Source organism: Sphingobacterium spiritivorum ATCC 33861, from assembly GCF_000143765.1.
GTDB lineage: Bacteria > Bacteroidota > Bacteroidia > Sphingobacteriales > Sphingobacteriaceae > Sphingobacterium > Sphingobacterium spiritivorum.
Genome location: NZ_GL379772.1, coordinates 178,837 through 194,697 on the forward strand (window position 1 = coordinate 178,837; position 15,861 = coordinate 194,697).

12 protein-coding genes are annotated in these 15,861 nt (G+C 43.0%); 3 read left to right on the forward strand and 9 right to left on the reverse strand.

The annotated features are described in order from the left end of the window. Nucleotide 1 precedes the first annotated feature (1 nt). From mqnE to HMPREF0766_RS15325, 3 genes are all read right to left on the reverse strand, one after another. Complete coding sequence (mqnE, locus tag HMPREF0766_RS15315; protein ID WP_002999076.1) at nt 2–1,204, reverse strand: aminofutalosine synthase MqnE; 1,203 nt, start codon at nt 1,202–1,204, stop codon at nt 2–4. Between the two features lie 88 nt (nt 1,205–1,292). Beyond that, the gene (locus HMPREF0766_RS15320; RefSeq protein ID WP_002999078.1) at nt 1,293–3,116 is read right to left on the reverse strand and encodes an ABC transporter ATP-binding protein; all 1,824 of its coding nucleotides are present in this window, start codon (nt 3,114–3,116) and stop codon (nt 1,293–1,295) included. Nucleotides 3,117–3,246: 130 nt separating this feature from the next. After that, nucleotides 3,247–4,242 (reverse strand): Gfo/Idh/MocA family protein, encoded by a 996-nt coding sequence (locus HMPREF0766_RS15325; RefSeq protein ID WP_002999080.1) that lies wholly within the window; start codon nt 4,240–4,242, stop codon nt 3,247–3,249. 160 nt (nt 4,243–4,402) lie between these two features. Here HMPREF0766_RS15325 and HMPREF0766_RS15330 point away from each other — a divergent pair, with 160 nt between their 5' ends. The 3 genes from HMPREF0766_RS15330 (at nt 4,403) to HMPREF0766_RS15340 (ending at nt 7,702) form a co-directional block, all read left to right on the forward strand. Next, complete coding sequence (locus HMPREF0766_RS15330; protein ID WP_002999082.1) at nt 4,403–5,557, forward strand: pyridoxal phosphate-dependent aminotransferase; 1,155 nt, start codon at nt 4,403–4,405, stop codon at nt 5,555–5,557. Between the two features lie 85 nt (nt 5,558–5,642). Beyond that, nucleotides 5,643–6,482, forward strand: a complete 840-nt coding sequence (locus HMPREF0766_RS15335) for a prephenate dehydrogenase (protein WP_002999084.1) — start codon at nt 5,643–5,645, stop codon at nt 6,480–6,482. A gap of 71 nt (nt 6,483–6,553) precedes the next feature. Further along, nucleotides 6,554–7,702 (forward strand): leucine-rich repeat domain-containing protein, encoded by a 1,149-nt coding sequence (locus HMPREF0766_RS15340; protein WP_037460509.1) that lies wholly within the window; start codon nt 6,554–6,556, stop codon nt 7,700–7,702. Nucleotides 7,703–7,760: 58 nt separating this feature from the next. Here the strand turns inward: HMPREF0766_RS15340 and HMPREF0766_RS15345 are convergent, their stop codons facing one another. The 6 genes from HMPREF0766_RS15345 to HMPREF0766_RS15370 all read right to left on the reverse strand — a co-directional run bounded on the left by HMPREF0766_RS15345 (nt 7,761) and on the right by HMPREF0766_RS15370 (nt 15,811). Next, nucleotides 7,761–8,885: a TFIIB-type zinc ribbon-containing protein gene (locus tag HMPREF0766_RS15345; protein WP_002999088.1), complete on the reverse strand. Its 1,125-nt coding sequence runs from the start codon at nt 8,883–8,885 to the stop codon at nt 7,761–7,763. Between the two features lie 19 nt (nt 8,886–8,904). Beyond that, nucleotides 8,905–10,035, reverse strand: coding sequence for an SPFH domain-containing protein (locus HMPREF0766_RS15350; protein ID WP_002999091.1), 1,131 nt, complete (start codon nt 10,033–10,035; stop codon nt 8,905–8,907). Between the two features lie 109 nt (nt 10,036–10,144). Then, nucleotides 10,145–10,801 (reverse strand): ligase-associated DNA damage response endonuclease PdeM, encoded by a 657-nt coding sequence (pdeM, locus tag HMPREF0766_RS15355; RefSeq protein ID WP_002999094.1) that lies wholly within the window; start codon nt 10,799–10,801, stop codon nt 10,145–10,147. Continuing rightward, nucleotides 10,801–13,224, reverse strand: coding sequence for a ligase-associated DNA damage response DEXH box helicase (locus HMPREF0766_RS15360; RefSeq protein ID WP_002999098.1), 2,424 nt, complete (start codon nt 13,222–13,224; stop codon nt 10,801–10,803). Before HMPREF0766_RS15360 ends, pdeM begins: the two co-directional genes overlap by 1 nt. Beyond that, a complete protein-coding gene (locus HMPREF0766_RS15365) occupies nt 13,221–14,813 on the reverse strand; it encodes an ATP-dependent DNA ligase (RefSeq protein ID WP_002999102.1) in 1,593 nt (530 codons plus the stop codon). Before HMPREF0766_RS15365 ends, HMPREF0766_RS15360 begins: the two co-directional genes overlap by 4 nt. Further along, a complete protein-coding gene (locus HMPREF0766_RS15370; protein ID WP_002999105.1) occupies nt 14,810–15,811 on the reverse strand; it encodes a ligase-associated DNA damage response exonuclease in 1,002 nt (333 codons plus the stop codon). Before HMPREF0766_RS15370 ends, HMPREF0766_RS15365 begins: the two co-directional genes overlap by 4 nt. Between the last annotated feature and the right edge of the window lie 50 nt (nt 15,812–15,861).

Sequence of the window (15,861 nt, forward strand, 5' to 3'; positions counted from 1 at the left end):
ATCAGCTGTTAAGAACCGGCAAAGCGTAATAGTTTTTCTTCTTTGCAGACTCATCATCAAATACATGATCCTTATAATCCGTAACTACATGATATAGCGTATCCCGTTCTATTGGATGGCGTCCTACATTCTTGATCAGTTCGACCAGTTGTTGCGTGCTCATCGCAGGTGTCTGCTCTTCCGCTCCGGCCATACTGTATATTTTGGTCGTATCGTCTAATGTACCATCGATATCGTCAACACCAAAGCTCAGAGACATCTGTGCCGTGTCTCTGGAAATCATAGCCCAGTATGCTTTAATATGTGGAAAATTGTCCATATAAATACGGGCAACGGCATAGTTGCGCAAATCCTCAATCACAGAAACCTCATCTACATCAGACATCTGATTTTCTTTATTTCTGAATTTCAGCGGTATAAATGTTTGAAATCCTCCTGTTTTATCCTGCAACTGGCGCAGGCGTTCCATATGATCTACACGATGCCAGAACTTCTCAATATGCCCATAAAGCATGGTTGCATTGGTATTCATACCCAGCAGATGCGCCTGTTCATGTATATCCAGCCACTGTTCAGCAGTACATTTATCATGTGCAATCTGCTCTCGGATTTCCGGATGAAAGATTTCGGCTCCGCCTCCCGGCATAGAATCCAGCCCCGCTTCTTTGAGGTATTTCATACCATCAAAGTGGCTTAATTTAGCTTTTTTGAAGATATAATAATATTCAACAGGTGTCAATGCCTTGATATGTAATTCCGGACGGTGCGCTTTGCACTTACGGAAGAAATCAGCATAAAATTCGAGGTTTTGCTTGGGTACAACACCTCCTGTGATATGCACTTCAGTGACAGGCTCATCATCGTATTTTTTGACAATATCGATCATAGCATCCACATCCATCTCCCATCCCTCTTCACGCTGTTTGATCATGCGTGAGTACGAACAGAACTTACAATCGTATACACATACGTTAGTAGGTTCGATATGAAAATTTCGATTGAAATAGGTGATATCACCGTGTCTCTTCTCCCGGATATAATTTGCTAATACCCCCAGGTAACTTAATTCTCCCTTTTCGTAGAGCAATACCCCTTCATCAAATGTGATGCGCTCTCCTGCTACAACTTTCTCTGCAATGCGGCGCAATTCGGGGTCTAAACGGCTATCGTTGATTAAAAAATCTATTTTATGTCTAGCTTCCATTTCTCTTCTCCTATTAGACAAATGTACCAATATTAGAATAAAAATGCGAGCGGATTCTTGTTAAAACATTCAGTTTACAAAAAGATTACTATTCGCCAAACTGTTGCATATCAATAAGGCGCTTATACAGTCCCTGTCTAACCAGCAGTTCAGAATGTGTACCATATTCCACGATCTTACCGCCTTCCACAACGACAATTTTATCCGCATTCTGAATGGTACTCAACCGGTGTGCAATGACCACAGTAGTCCTGTTTTCCATAAGTTTATACAACGCCTCCTGCACCAGTTTTTCGGACTCAGTATCCAATGCTGAAGTCGCTTCATCCAGTAACATAATCGGCGGATTTTTCAGGACAGCTCTCGCAATACAAAGGCGCTGACGCTGACCTCCGGACAACTTAGCCCCACGGTCACCGATATTGGTCTGATAGCCCTCTTCCGTATTCAGGATAAACTGGTGCGCATTCGCAATTTTTGCAGCGGCCTCTACCTGCTCCTGTGAGGCAGATTCGTTGGCAAAAGCTATATTATTAAAGATCGTATCATTAAATAATATGGAATCCTGATTCACCACACCTATTAATCGGCGCAGGGATTCCTGGTTGAGATCCCGGAGATCTTTACCATCGAACAATACTTTTCCTCCGGTCACATCCATAAAGCGCGGTATCAGATCGACTAATGTGGATTTACCACCACCAGACGGACCCACCAGCGCAATTGTTTTTCCCTTTTCAATCGTAAGATTAATATCCGAAAGCACCTTGTGTTCGCCATAAGCAAAATCCACATGTTCAAAACGGATATCTGAATTAAAATTATCGACTACCACTGCATCTGCTTTATCCACCACTTCACTTCTTTCATCGATCAGCTCCAATACACGTTCACCTGCGGCGACTCCATTATGAATATTACTGAATGAATCGGTAATCGCTTTTGCAGGACGCATAATCTGAGAGAAGATAGCAATATACGCTATAAAATCTGCTGCCGGAAGATCACCGCTTCCACTTAACACCAGACTCCCCCCATACAACAGAATGACGGCTACCATGACTACCCCAAGCAATTCAGATACAGGAGATCCCATCTGCTGTCTGCGAACCATGCGTCGCATAATATTCGCATAGCGGTGGTTTTCATGATTGAATCTGTTCTTTACGAAATCTGTTGCATTGAATGCTTTGATAATACGGACACCGGACAATGCTTCATCCAGATAGGTAATCATATTGGCATAAGACTGTTGTCCTTCCTGTGCCTGAGCTTTTAATGTCTTAACAATACGTGAAATGAAAAATGCAGAGACCGGGATCACTAACATGGAAAATAAAGTCAGCTTGGCCGATATCACAAATAGCATGACCAGATAGGCGATCAATTGCAACGGCTCTTTAAACACTACCTGCAGTGTACCTGTAACTGAAAACTGTACCACCTGTACATCCGAAGCTATCTTGGAGATCACATCGCCCTTACGCTGTCCGCTGAAATATCCAAGATGCAGATCCATGACATTCCCGAATACAGCTTTACGAAGATTCAACAGCGTGTGAATTCGTAAATTTTCCATGATTCGTTGAGAAAAATATCGGAAAGCATTACTGATCAGCACCGAGATGACGATCACGATACACACAATCTTTAGTGCTTCATAAGGACCATATTCCTGATTAGCCCAATTGGCGTAGTAATTAAAATAGCCCAGAATATCAAACATACCATCCGGCTCGACTAAAGCGGCCTTTACTTCTCCTTCCGTATTGAATAACGTGTGCAGTAAAGGAGCTAACAATGCCAGATTGAGCGTACTGAATATGACTGTGACCAATGTACATATAATATACGGGATCGCATATTTTTCAATGGGTTTGGCAAATGAAAGTAGTCTAAAATAAGTCTTCATTTAATGTTATAAGCCAACAAAAATAGTAAAATTGTCAACCTTACGCATAAAGTTGAACATTATAATAAACAATGTTACACAATTAAGACAGGAATACCGCTTATTTTTTAATTCGCTAACGCCAATTTAACTATTCAGATACAGCGCTTATTCCGGACAGTTCGACGGCCTTTCCGTTATTATTTTTGCTGATATCTGCAGCTTCTATAAAAGCACAGATTTCTAATGTCTGCGCCCCGTCTACCGGGGGTTCTCCTGAGTCAAAAAAATCAACAATTTTATGCAGCAGCGGCTCATAGCCTTTAAATTCCCCCAGCTTCACATTTTCCTGTTCACAAAAAATTATTCCGCCAAAATCATTCTTTCCGATACGCATACCACGTACTGTACCTATACGTCCTCCTTCCCACACCCCTACGATCAGATCCGAATCTGTAGTATGTACACGTGATACCGATTTACATCCTGTTCCCATTGCGGCAAATAACATTTCTACACCATGAATGCCATACCAAAAAAAATCAGGATGTGTACTTTCGAGCGTTGCAGGTGTAAAAACATCAGCAGCTAATACCTTTCCATATGTTCCTCCGGTGATTTCTTCCATTCCACCAATATACCGCAACGAAGATGTGGAGAACATCGGGGTATTATATTGACGGGAGAGTTTCATAATCTTGTAAGCATCTGCATAGGAGGCAGCGATAGGTTTATCAATAAAAACAGGTTTACCGGCTTTAAGAACCTGAGTAGCCTGCTCCAGATGTAAGCGTCCGTCATTCGTTTCCAGCAGTACAGCATCCACCCTCTTCAACAATTCTGCTATTGAATTTACAATGGCCACTCCATGACTTTTTACTTCTTCTATATATTTAGGAATACGGTCTGTTGCTGAAGGGATAGTCTTTGTTCCGTAAGGATATGCCGCTACAACATGATAATCTCTGTACGCAGCTGGATTTGTATTGATCGCCCTGGTAAAGGCGACTGCATGGGAAGTATCCAGACCGATAATCCCTATTCTTTTACCCTTTACTGCGGTTGCGGACAGCAGCTGATGTATCATCATTGCACCCAGAACTGCACTACCTGTGCGGATAAACTCTCTTCTGCCCGATGTATTCATTTAGTTGGTTGATGTTGAATGAATGATAAATGTACAAAAAAGGAAATGTGCTCCAAAAAGTAAATAGCTTTATCCGCCACTTTCCTTTCGCTTTTTTATTATATTTTAGCGTAAATAGGTTCATTATTTTTACTTTAGAGTTTTCAAAACACAAATTAAAATGCAAATTAACGTTGCCAAAAGGTTGCAACAGACCGAAGAGTACTACTTCTCTAAAAAATTGAGAGAGATTGACGAGCTCAACAAAAGCGGAGCCCGCGTGATCAATTTGGGAATTGGAAGCCCCGATTTGCCTCCACATCCCGAAGTTATTCAAACCCTTCATGAGAAAGCCAGCTTGCCAAATACCCATGGTTATCAAAATTATAAAGGTAGCCCCGTATTACGCAAAGCTATTGCTGACTGGTATGAACGATATTATCGCGTATATCTTAATCCTGAAAAAGAGATTTTACCTTTGATCGGCTCCAAAGAAGGCATCGTCCATATTTGTATGACCTATCTGCAGGATGGAGATGAAGTCCTTATCCCTAATCCGGGATATCCGGCCTATGCAGCGGCTGTACGTCTCAGTGGTGCAACAGCTGTTCCCTACACGATGACAGCGGAAAATGACTGGCTGCCCAACCTGAAAGAGCTGGAGCAAACAGATCTGTCCAAAGTCAAGATTATGTGGATCAACTATCCGCATATGCCGACCGGATCTAAAGCCACAGCTTCTTTTTTTGAAGCTGTGATCGCCTTTGGTAAAAAACATAATATCCTGATCTGTCATGATAATCCGTATAGCTTTATTCTGAACGATCATCCGCAGAGTATTCTGGAGACAGAAGGAGCCAAAGATGTAGCTATAGAACTTAATTCACTAAGTAAATCGTCTAATATGGCCGGTTGGAGAATAGGTATGCTATGCGCAGCAGAAGAACGCATCAATGAGATTCTGCGATTCAAAAGCAATATGGATTCAGGAATGTTTCTGCCCCTGCAGCTTGCCGCAGCTAAAGCCCTTAGCCTGGATAGCACATGGTACACAGAACTGAATGCAGCTTACCAGAAAAGGAAAGATAAAGCTCTGGAACTGCTAAACCTGCTTAATTGCAGCTACCGTGAAGATCAGGTAGGTCTGTTTATATGGGCCAAAGTTCCGGAAAAGTATGCCAACGGATATGAACTGAGCGATGAAGTCTTAAATAAGGCTCGTGTCTTTATCACTCCCGGAGGAATTTTCGGGCATGCCGGCAATGGTTATATACGCGTCAGCTTATGTGCTACAGAAGCTGTATTTGAAGAAGCAATAGCACGGATCAGGGGATAGCTTGAAAACAGCCGGTACATACAAGCGATACAAAAGCTGATGTGTAACGTCTGTTTAATTTTTACGTTTTAATTATCATTTTCTAATGAATTTAGCAATTGTCGGAATCGGACTGATCGGAGGATCAGTAGCCATCCGATTGAAAGAAAAAGGAAATTTTTCTAAAATAATAGGAGTTGACAAGAGTGAATCTAATCAGAAAAAAGCTCTTCAGCTTCATCTGGTTGATGAGATCGCCTCTCTGGAAGAAGCTGTAAAAAGCTGTAAGGTGATTATTCTGGCTGCTCCGGTAAATGCAATTTTACAACTTGCACCTACAATCCTGGATCTGGTCACAGATCAGGTTGTCATTGATATGGGCTCTACAAAGGAAAATATTCTCAAACTTATAGAGAACCATCCTAAAAGAGGACGCTATGTAGCTGCACACCCGATGGCAGGAACAGAGTATTCTGGTCCTGAAGCGGCTATACCTAATCTTTTTAAAGATAAAATGATGGTATATGTTGAAGCTTTCCGTTCGGACGAAGATGCCTTCGAACTTGCAGACTCCATTACCGAGCAGTTGGAGATGAAAACCTCGTATATGAATGCCAATGAACATGATGTACACACGGCATATGTATCCCATATTTCACACCTCACTTCTTTTGCTCTTGCACTCACGGTATTGGGGAAAGAAAAATCACAGGGGCGTATTTTTGAACTGGCAGGTTCGGGATTTGAATCTACTGTACGTCTGGCTAAAAGTTCGCCGGACATGTGGACGCCGATATTCAAACAAAACAGGGCAAATGTACTGGAAGTACTTGATGAACATATCAAACAGCTGCAATTGCTGCATCAGGCCATTGAAGAAGAAGACTATGATGAGCTGTACAAACTGATCAAAAAATCGAATAAGATCAAAAGGATTATTAAATAAGAATAGTGCTGCAGAGTCCAAACTTTGCAGCACTATCTGCTTTGTATAAACGTGAACAAAACCTCTCTCCTATGCAAAAAGACCAGCCTGTCTGTATTTCATTAACCGCAGCTCAAAGTCATAAAATAACTATCCCTGCAGGACAGGGAAGCTTTTCTATAGGTACTAAAGGTATTTCCAAAGGTAAGTATGATACCTGGGTAGAAAAGGGAGAGGTGATACAATGGAATTGCTTTGATGAATTCAGTACACCTGCAGGATCGCGCTGGCCAAGATTTTTGTATTATGCGGGTAATGATAACGGATTTGTGGGATGGTCAGATCAAAGACCTGTTGAAGATTTTCATTGGTTTCCATATGAATCTGTTTCGGCAGATCTGACAAAAGCCGATATAGGAAATTTTCATGTTCATTCATCAGGAGAACAGGTCGAATTAACATTGGGAAGCAAGATCAGAAGACTCTATCTGTCCGGCAATCTGGCAAAGTTCCAGATAAAGCAGTCTGCCCGGATTCCCTACCTGCATTTCTCTCCGGACACAGCAAAGAAAGAGATAATCTCCTATAAGCTACCAGTATTCAGGAATTTTGAGCAAGTACCGCACATAGACGTAAATGTCCCTCCTGTAGGTCAGGCATTTGACTGTGAAAGTCTTCTGCAATTCGCAAATCTCAAGTCTTTAAGCCTGAGCGGAAATCTGACAAACCTTCATGCACTGAAAGAATTGAAACACCTGAAATCTATAGAACTGAGATATGTCCCTGATCTGGCAGCTATGCCGGCACTCACAACATGGCCTCAACTAACGTATTTTATCGGATGGAATATAGAGGAAGAGGCAGGAAAAGTACTGAAGAAAGAACTCCAGCAACTCAGCAAAGAAAAAGTATTTACGTATGCTTCAGTATCCAAACTAAAGAAAAAGATCTGGTTTACAACAGAATACGGAATCCCGTTTGCCGGCTGGGCAGATAAGAATGCAAAACCGGCGACCAAAGCTTACAAAACAGCGTTAAAGGAAATCTGCAAGGCAAAAACGGAAGATGAAGTGAAAGTATCTATTGGTAAAGTAATCCGGGTTATCAATACCTTGCAGGATATAGAGACCACAGAGCGTGAAGACGCAGGTCTGGCTGTAGATCAGCTTATACAATCGTCCTCCTTAGCAATCTCAACTGAAAAAGCCAGTCAATGGTTTGACGAATACCGGGATTTCTAAGGTCTTTCAAGCATTCCATAGTACAGAATTTGAATCCTGAACTATGGAATATTCACATCTACCCTACTCCTAAAAACAGACCAATAATATACAGAATAATAATTCCCAGCAAAATAGCACCAACAATTTTCCATGTGCTATACGGACGATCCCCGTACACCTTTCCACTGAAGGCATTGATCATGATCTGATAGTACTTTCCGTTATACTTGTAGGAAGTCAGCCATACCGGCAACAGCACATACCGTATCCCTTCTTTACTAAAATATGTATCTGCAGAATCAATACGTTGTTCATCACCACCTATATCGTCTTTTATATATCCCCTGATCTGATACTGCATGACCGCTTTGGCTTCAGCCATAGCTGCCTGCGGATCCAACTGATAGGTCTGTGCTGAAAATCCGCTGATATACTGTTCATTGAAAGGAACGAGTCTCTCTAGATGCCAGGGTCCGAGTTTGTCACTGGAAGCCTGAGAAAGTGACTGAGAAGCACATATCGTAATATCCTTAAAGGTTACAGATACTCTTCCGGAGGCATATCGCCAGCGTGTACGTTGGTCCTGTACCGTGGTTGTATTCCCGTCCTTATCTCTTACCGTCCGCTCCACATAATAATGATCTCCCCGCTCTCCGGTATAATCGGTGACTGTATTTGCATTGAAAACCCAGAAAGGAATATACACCCCTTTCAATGCATTCAGAGAGTATGTATCAAAAATTCGTTTAAAATCATTAGGGGCGAACCAGCGCTTACCTCCCCAGATTTTAAATTGCTGATAAGCGAGCTTGTTATCAATAAAAAAAGGAACCAGCGCCTGGGGTCTTACAATATGTTCAGTATGATGATCTATAACAAGAGGTGATGAACAGAAGGCACACTTTGCAGCAACCACATGCGAAGGGAGTGTTGTTGATGCCCCGCAGTTTGTACATTTCGCAATTTCCTGCAGCTCTTCGTACCTGTTGTCATTGACATCTTTTATAGAAGCAATGTAATGCTCATAATCTATAGGAAAGGTAAGCGGAGGAGCATTCTCCGCAGTTTGCGCTATCGTATTACGCGTTCCGCAATACGGGCATAACAGATAATCTGTACCGGGTTTATAGGCCAGAGGAGCACTACATCCGGTACATTTAAATGTTTTATTTATTTCAGCAGTTTTTTCTTCAAATGCCATGAACAATGATTGAATTTGCTTAGGCGCCTGGTATCGGAGGAGGAGTCTGCTGGAACAAGAGGGCAAGGTCTGTAGTCTGTGATGCCGCTATCCAATTATCAAATCCTGCTTTCCAGACCAGCATATTAGAAGTGAGTTTGCCACTTGCAATCATATCTTTAAGCTGCGTCATATCAAATGGTCCCTCCTGCTTATTGTTGACAGCAACATAATACGCGACCTGTACAGGAAGCGGCGGCGGCACTGCCGCTCCTTCCTGAGCAGCAGGCTGATTACCTTCAAACTTACGTTCCTGAAAGACTCCGGCCATATTTCCGGCCATTCCCATTCCAAGTCCGGCGCCCATACCGGCACCCATCAATCCGCCGCTACTTGGATTCTCAGCAGCTTTTTCCATTGCATTAGCCGCCTGATACTGCGCATATGCCCCCAGATCACCTACGATTCCCATACTGCTGCGTTTGTCTAATACCTTTTCGACTTCATCGGGAAGAGAGACATTTTCAATCAAGAATTTATTAAGCAGTAACCCGATCTCTTCAAATTCTGGACTTATCTTCTGTTGAATAAGACCAGATACCTCATCATAATTGGAGGCCAGATCCAGAACCGGAATCCTTGATTCGGCTACAGCATCCATACCACGGGTAACCGCAATATTACGCAATTGTTCATTTATATCATCTACTGTAAATGTAGGATTGGTCGCCGAAATCGTCTTGATAAACAAGCCGGGATCCTTGACGCTGAAAGCATAGTTACCAAATGCACGCAGGCGTACCGGGCCGAATTCAGCATCCCTCAGCATAATAGGATTGTTGGTTCCCCATTTCTGATTCACAAACTGTCGCAGACTCACAAAAAATACATCTGCTTTGAAGGGGCTGTTGAAACCATATTTCCAACCTTGCAAAGTCGTCATAATAGGCATATTCTGCGTTGAAAGTTCGTATCGGCCGGAGTAATATACATCGGCTATACGGCCTTCATTCATAAATACAGCCGCCTGACCTTCACGCACAGTAAGCTGCGCACCCATTTTTATCTCATTCTGGTAGCGGGGAAATTTCCAGACAATGGTGTCTTTGGTATCATCCACCCACTCGATAATATCTATAAATTCATTTCTGATTTTATCTAACAATCCCATATTTTTCAAGTTTATATGGATTAAAGATAGCACTTTTGCAGCATATCAAAAGAAAGATTTAACAGGTATATTAAGCTGTTCTGCAAGGCTCCGTTGTGCTGTATCCGGGCTAGATAAATTCCTTTATTTCCACAACTTCATCATAAATAACAGAAAAAAAACGGGCATTATCTTCCTTCGGCAATATATGCAGTCCGGTCCATTTGCCATAGGCTGGCAATGTCAGAACATTGTTTTTTAAATGGAAACATGGAAGCCGGAACTGTTGCCTTCCTTTTCCCCGGACGACACATCCAGGATGCAGATGCCCTACAATGTTGAACATATAGGCGGGCAGATCAGCGACTGGTTCATGTGAAAACAGCAGCCCTTCAGCCAGAATATATTGTGGAATAATCTGTAAACGAGCTTCAGCCCAGTGTGCATTTACCAAAATATCGTGATTTCCGCGGGTAAGCAAAAAACTGATGTTCGGATAACGATGCGTAAACAGGGCAAATGCGGTCCAGTCCTCATTCCAGTCTGAATGAAACAGATCACCCAGCAGTATCACCCGTTCTACTGTCAGTTCCTGAAACAGCAATTCCAGCCGGCTGATTTCTTCCTCAACTTCTACAGGAGGGACAAATAGTCCTTCCTTCCGGAAATGCTTCATCTTACCCAAATGCCAGTCCGACACGACCAACAAATGATAGAAGGGAATATACAGGACTTTTTGGGGAAGTAAAAAGCAATCTAATCCATTCAATACAATCTTCTTTGCCATTATTCCAAAGTTAACTGCATTTTCAGTTTTTCCAAACGGCTTTGCCAGTCTTCATTGCTGTAGCGTTCGCGAAAAGACTCGGAGAAAACAGGAAAAGCAAACGGAGTCAGCTTTTCAGGATGCGTCAATATAATACGATGCCCGCTGATCCGGTTGAAAGCCGTCTGCATTCGCCCTTCTTCCAACTGAAAATCAAACACTTCATCGTAGGCCTCTCTCAGCAGCAGATTGTTTGGGTCGTAATCCTGAAATACAGAGAAAAACAATCCTGAATTAGCCTGCAGATGTTTTGTTTTCACATTCTTACCGGGGAATCCCTGAAAAACCAGTCCTGCGATACCGGCTATATCTCTGAAACGCCTTCTAGCCATTTCCTGCACATTAATTCCGCTTGACAGATCGGCATGCAGATGTTCCGGTGAAAACACTTTTTGTAATAATTGAAGAGTAATATCAAATTTCGTCTCAGAGACCAGTTCAAATCCATACTCATTCGTCGCAATACTAAAGGTCGCGGGCTGAATCTTACCTAACCGGTAAGCGATGACCTGAGACATTCCTTCATGTACAAGCTTACCTTCAAAAGGATAAACAAATAAATGGTGCCCATATCGGGTTTCCATATACTCGACCAGCAATTCGTCTTCTAACGGCAAAGCAGAGCGGACTTTCTGTTCATTAAAAAGAGGCTGTAAAAAACGAATCTCTTCACTTTGATAGCTTCTTTTCTGAATATGCTGAAAACTATGCCGGATCGCATCTCCCAGATCGGGTGAAATGGAAAAGCGTCCACCCATCCACGACGGTACTACTCCTTTCTTTTTTGTAGATGGTTTAACGGTCACATCCATTCCTCTGGTATGCAGCAATTCCAGTTGTCTTCCGGAGAACCAAAACACTTCTCCCTCTTTCAGTCTGGAGATAAAGGATTCTTCTATAGACCCCAGATATTTGCCGTTCATAAACCGAACCCGCATCATGGCATCCGATACAATCGCACCGATACTGAGCCGATGTCGCATAGCCAGTTTGCGGGATGTAACCTTATATAATCCGTCAGTATATTCCAAACGGTGAAAATCATCATATGCTGTAAGTGATTTCCCCCCGTGGATAAGCATCGCCATACATTCGTCAAATTCTGCTCTGGATACCGACGCATAACAATGTGTCTGCACGATCTCTGCAAAGATCTGATCCGGATCAAACCCATCTCCCACCGCCAGTGTCATTAAATACTGGATCAACACATCAAAACTTCGGATATAAGGTATACGTTGTTCGACTATATGCTCTTTTACAGCATATTTCAACGAATCTCCTTCTATAATTTCAAGCGAATTGGTAGGAACGTAATAGATCTTTGAGGTCTCATCAGGCCTGTGCCCCGAACGGCCTGCCCGCTGCAAAAAACGGGCAACGCCTTTTGGAGAACCTACCTGTACCACACAGTCCACCGGACGGAAATCAACCCCCAGATCGAGACTACTGGTACACACAACGGCTTTTAAGCGACCTTCATGCAATGCTTCTTCCACCCAAAAACGGATCTCATCACTCAGTGAACCGTGATGGATTGCCAGTAATCCTGCAAACTCTGGGTAATTCAGAATAATCTGCTGATACCATATTTCAGCCTGAGATCTTGTATTGGTAAAGATCAGAGTAGACTGATGTGCGTTAATGATAGGAATGACCTTATCCAGTAACCGGATTCCCAAATGTCCGGCCCAGGGAAATTTCTCCAGTGAATCCGGCAGAACGGTCTCGATATGAAGTTTCTTTTTGATATCCGCTTTGACCATCACACCGGTATTTTCTACCCCCAGCAAGATTTCCTTAGCCTCGGCCAGATTACCTATAGTTGCAGAAATACCCCATATCTTCAGCCGGGGATTGATAGCCTTTAGCCGGCTTAAAGCCAGCTCTACCAATACACCGCGCTTGCTGCCTAATAATTCATGCCATTCGTCAATCACGATAAATTCCAGTGATTTGAAATACGCTGTACTATCTTTGGAAGCCAGCAGCAGATGTACACTCTCCGGCGTGGTGATCATGGCCTGAGGAGGAGTTTTACGTTGTCGCTGCCGGACCGATGCAGTAGTATCGCCTGTACGTAATTCAATGGTATAATCCAGATCCAGTTCTTCCGAAACTGCATTAGCAGCTTTATATATCTCTTTGGACAAAGCCCGTAAAGGTGTTATCCAAAGTGTATGTAATTTCTTATTCTTTGCACCTGCATGATGCGCATAATAATGATCCAGAATCCCAAACCATACAGCAAATGTCTTCCCGTATCCGGTAGGAGCATTCAGCAATCCGGAATGTCCTTCACGGATAGCTTTCCAGGTTTGCTGCTGAAAACCGTGAGCCTTCCATCCCTGATTATGAAACCATACCTCTGCAAACTGGTTCATTTCAACGATTCGATTAAGTCCAACAAATCTTGTTTTGTATTCGCATCCTTTGGTAATTTATCCTTTCGCCATCTCAGAATCCGGGGAAACCGCAAAGCGACACCCGATTTATGTCTGCTGCTGAGATTAATCCCTTCAAAAGCCAGCTCAAAGACCATCTCCGGTTTGACACTTCTTACAGGCCCGAATTTTTCAATGGTATTCCGTTTGATCCAGTTGTCCATACTGATCAGCTCCTTATCGGTCAATCCGGAATATGCTTTCGCAAAAGGGACTAACTGCTCTCCGTCCCACACCGCAAAAGTATAATCTGTAAACAAATTTGCTCTTCTTCCATGTCCGGACTGCGCATAAATCAATACCCCGTCTATGGTCATAGGATCTGTTTTCCACTTCCACCAGTTCCCTCTCTTCCTTCCTGTTTCATAAGGACTCGATTTCCGTTTGATCATAAGTCCTTCAGCATTATGTTCCCTCGCATGTACTCTGTAAGATGCCGCTTCCTCCCAATCCCTGAACTGTAAAGCCGGAGACAGCAACAGGACATCCGACACACCGGCTGTATCGAGCACATATTGCAGAAGATTGCGTCTTTCCTCCAATGGAAGAGTTCTCAGATCTTTTCCCTCCCATTCCAGAAGATCATAGCACACCATCACTAACGGAGCATCTGCCAATGTTTTAGCAGATAGATTTTTACGACCAATACGGGTCTGCATAACATTAAAATCAAGTGGTACACCCTCCTTCCACGGAATTACCTCTCCATCGATCACCGTACCGTTGGGCAGCAAATCCTTTAATTTATGAAATTCCGGAAATTTCTCTGTCATCAGGTCCTCTCCTCTGCTCCAGACAAACAATTCATCTTTCCGGATGATAAGCTGTCCGCGGATACCATCCAGCTTAGGCTCCAATATCCAGTCTTCGAGATCTCCCAGCTCTTCTACCGGAGAATCAATAGCATATGCGAGATAAAAAGGATATGGCAGGAAATGCTTATCTGCATTCAGATCACTGAAAAATAAAGAGTCCATTTGTTCAGTAAGTGGACTCCATTTCCCCATCAACCTGTGTTCCACAACGGGTTCTTCCATTTCCAGATAACGGGCCAGCGCCTTTCCTACAATCTTTTTGGACACTCCAACCCGAAAATTTCCGGTCAGAAACTTATTAAAAAGAAAAAGCGCGGTTCCGGATAATTGTGTCCAATATCCCAAAATCACTTCTTTCTGTACGTCTTCAGGCTGTCCGTACAGGTTTATTAATTGCAGATAGATCGTATGCAATTCAAATAGGGCTTCGGTATTGGACGTTGGTAATACCAGAGCCAGACTTTCAGCGAGATCTCCCACTATATAGTAGCTTTCATCCAGGAGCCATAGCGGAATATCTGCCAGCTCTGCAGCCCAGATTTTTAGCAGACTGGTCTTGACAGGGCGTTTTGGTTTATTACCCATAAGCAGCGCGATACCAAACAACTGATCCTCCTGTCTTGCATTTATCAGATACTGGTGGATAGCGTCTATTTTTTCATTTGTTCGCGTCGTACTGTCCAGCGCTTCGAAAAGTTCTACAAAATCTTTCATTCCATATCCTCCTCTTCCTGATCATGAAACAGTGTTTTGAGAACAGAAGCTTTTACGCCCAGATTTTCATTGATCCATTTTGAAAATACAGCTTCGTAACCATGTGTCACATACACATGACGGGCACCTGTTTGCTGTACAGCAGCATTAAGCTGTGTCCAGTCGCAATGGTCAGACAGGACAAATCCCTGATCGACTCCCCTTCTTCGCCTTGCTCCGCGCAATTGCATCCAACCGCTGCACATGGCGATCTTGTAAGGTCTTAGTTTTCGTATCCAGGGTGTATCCATTGCAGATGGCGGTGCGACAATAAGCGCGCCCTTTATAGCTGAGCGATCCGTCTCCGCAAGAATCCGTTGTCCCGGAAACTGATACCCCACCTCCTGTAGTGCCTGATTAACGTTCGCTACTGCTCCGTGCAGGTACACCTCACCGATAGAGGTATCCAGATGTTTTAAGATATTTTGTGCTTTACCCAGCGAATATCCCAGCAATACTGTATTCAATCCTTTATTCTGGTTCTGCTTCCACCAGCGGTTGATATCCTCATAAACATCAAATGCAGAAGGAAAATGGTATACCGGAAGTCCAAATGTAGATTCTGTGATAAAATGATCACATTTCAGCAACTCAAAAGGTTGTGAAAGACCGTCATCACTCCATTTATAGTCACCTGTAAATACCCAGATCTCTCCCTGATATTCCAGACGTACCTGAGCCGAGCCGATAATATGTCCTGCAGGATGCAGACTGATCTTTACCCCGTTGACAGACATTACCTGACCATATTCCATCCCTGTAACATTGTTTTCAACTCCAAGACGAAGACGCAGTATCGGAATACTGTCCGGATGACACCAGTAGTGTCCCATTCCCCAGCGGGCATGGTCACTATGAGCATGAGTAATCAGGGCATTATCAACAGGTTTCCACGGATCAATATAAATATTAGCTTGTTTACAATACAGACCTTTGCTCGTCACAGATAGTAGTTTCATATAATCCCAGGCTTCCTTTCTTATGCTACATTTAGTATAAGACAATAAAA

What these genes read in the sequence shown, in the direction of transcription:
- mqnE (WP_002999076.1), bottom strand. Translation starts at nt 1,204, where the DNA reads ATGGAAGCTAGACATAAAATAGATTTTTTAATCAACGATAGCCGTTTA.
- HMPREF0766_RS15325 (WP_002999080.1), bottom strand. Translation starts at nt 4,242, where the DNA reads ATGAATACATCGGGCAGAAGAGAGTTTATCCGCACAGGTAGTGCAGTT.
- HMPREF0766_RS15320 (WP_002999078.1), bottom strand. Translation starts at nt 3,116, where the DNA reads ATGAAGACTTATTTTAGACTACTTTCATTTGCCAAACCCATTGAAAAA.
- HMPREF0766_RS15345 (WP_002999088.1), bottom strand. Translation starts at nt 8,885, where the DNA reads ATGGCATTTGAAGAAAAAACTGCTGAAATAAATAAAACATTTAAATGT.
- HMPREF0766_RS15360 (WP_002999098.1), bottom strand. Translation starts at nt 13,224, where the DNA reads ATGAACCAGTTTGCAGAGGTATGGTTTCATAATCAGGGATGGAAGGCT.
- HMPREF0766_RS15350 (WP_002999091.1), bottom strand. Translation starts at nt 10,035, where the DNA reads ATGGGATTGTTAGATAAAATCAGAAATGAATTTATAGATATTATCGAG.
- HMPREF0766_RS15365 (WP_002999102.1), bottom strand. Translation starts at nt 14,813, where the DNA reads ATGAAAGATTTTGTAGAACTTTTCGAAGCGCTGGACAGTACGACGCGA.
- pdeM (WP_002999094.1), bottom strand. Translation starts at nt 10,801, where the DNA reads ATGGCAAAGAAGATTGTATTGAATGGATTAGATTGCTTTTTACTTCCC.
- HMPREF0766_RS15370 (WP_002999105.1), bottom strand. Translation starts at nt 15,811, where the DNA reads ATGAAACTACTATCTGTGACGAGCAAAGGTCTGTATTGTAAACAAGCT.
- HMPREF0766_RS15335 (WP_002999084.1), top strand. Translation starts at nt 5,643, where the DNA reads ATGAATTTAGCAATTGTCGGAATCGGACTGATCGGAGGATCAGTAGCC.
- HMPREF0766_RS15340 (WP_037460509.1), top strand. Translation starts at nt 6,554, where the DNA reads ATGCAAAAAGACCAGCCTGTCTGTATTTCATTAACCGCAGCTCAAAGT.
- HMPREF0766_RS15330 (WP_002999082.1), top strand. Translation starts at nt 4,403, where the DNA reads ATGCAAATTAACGTTGCCAAAAGGTTGCAACAGACCGAAGAGTACTAC.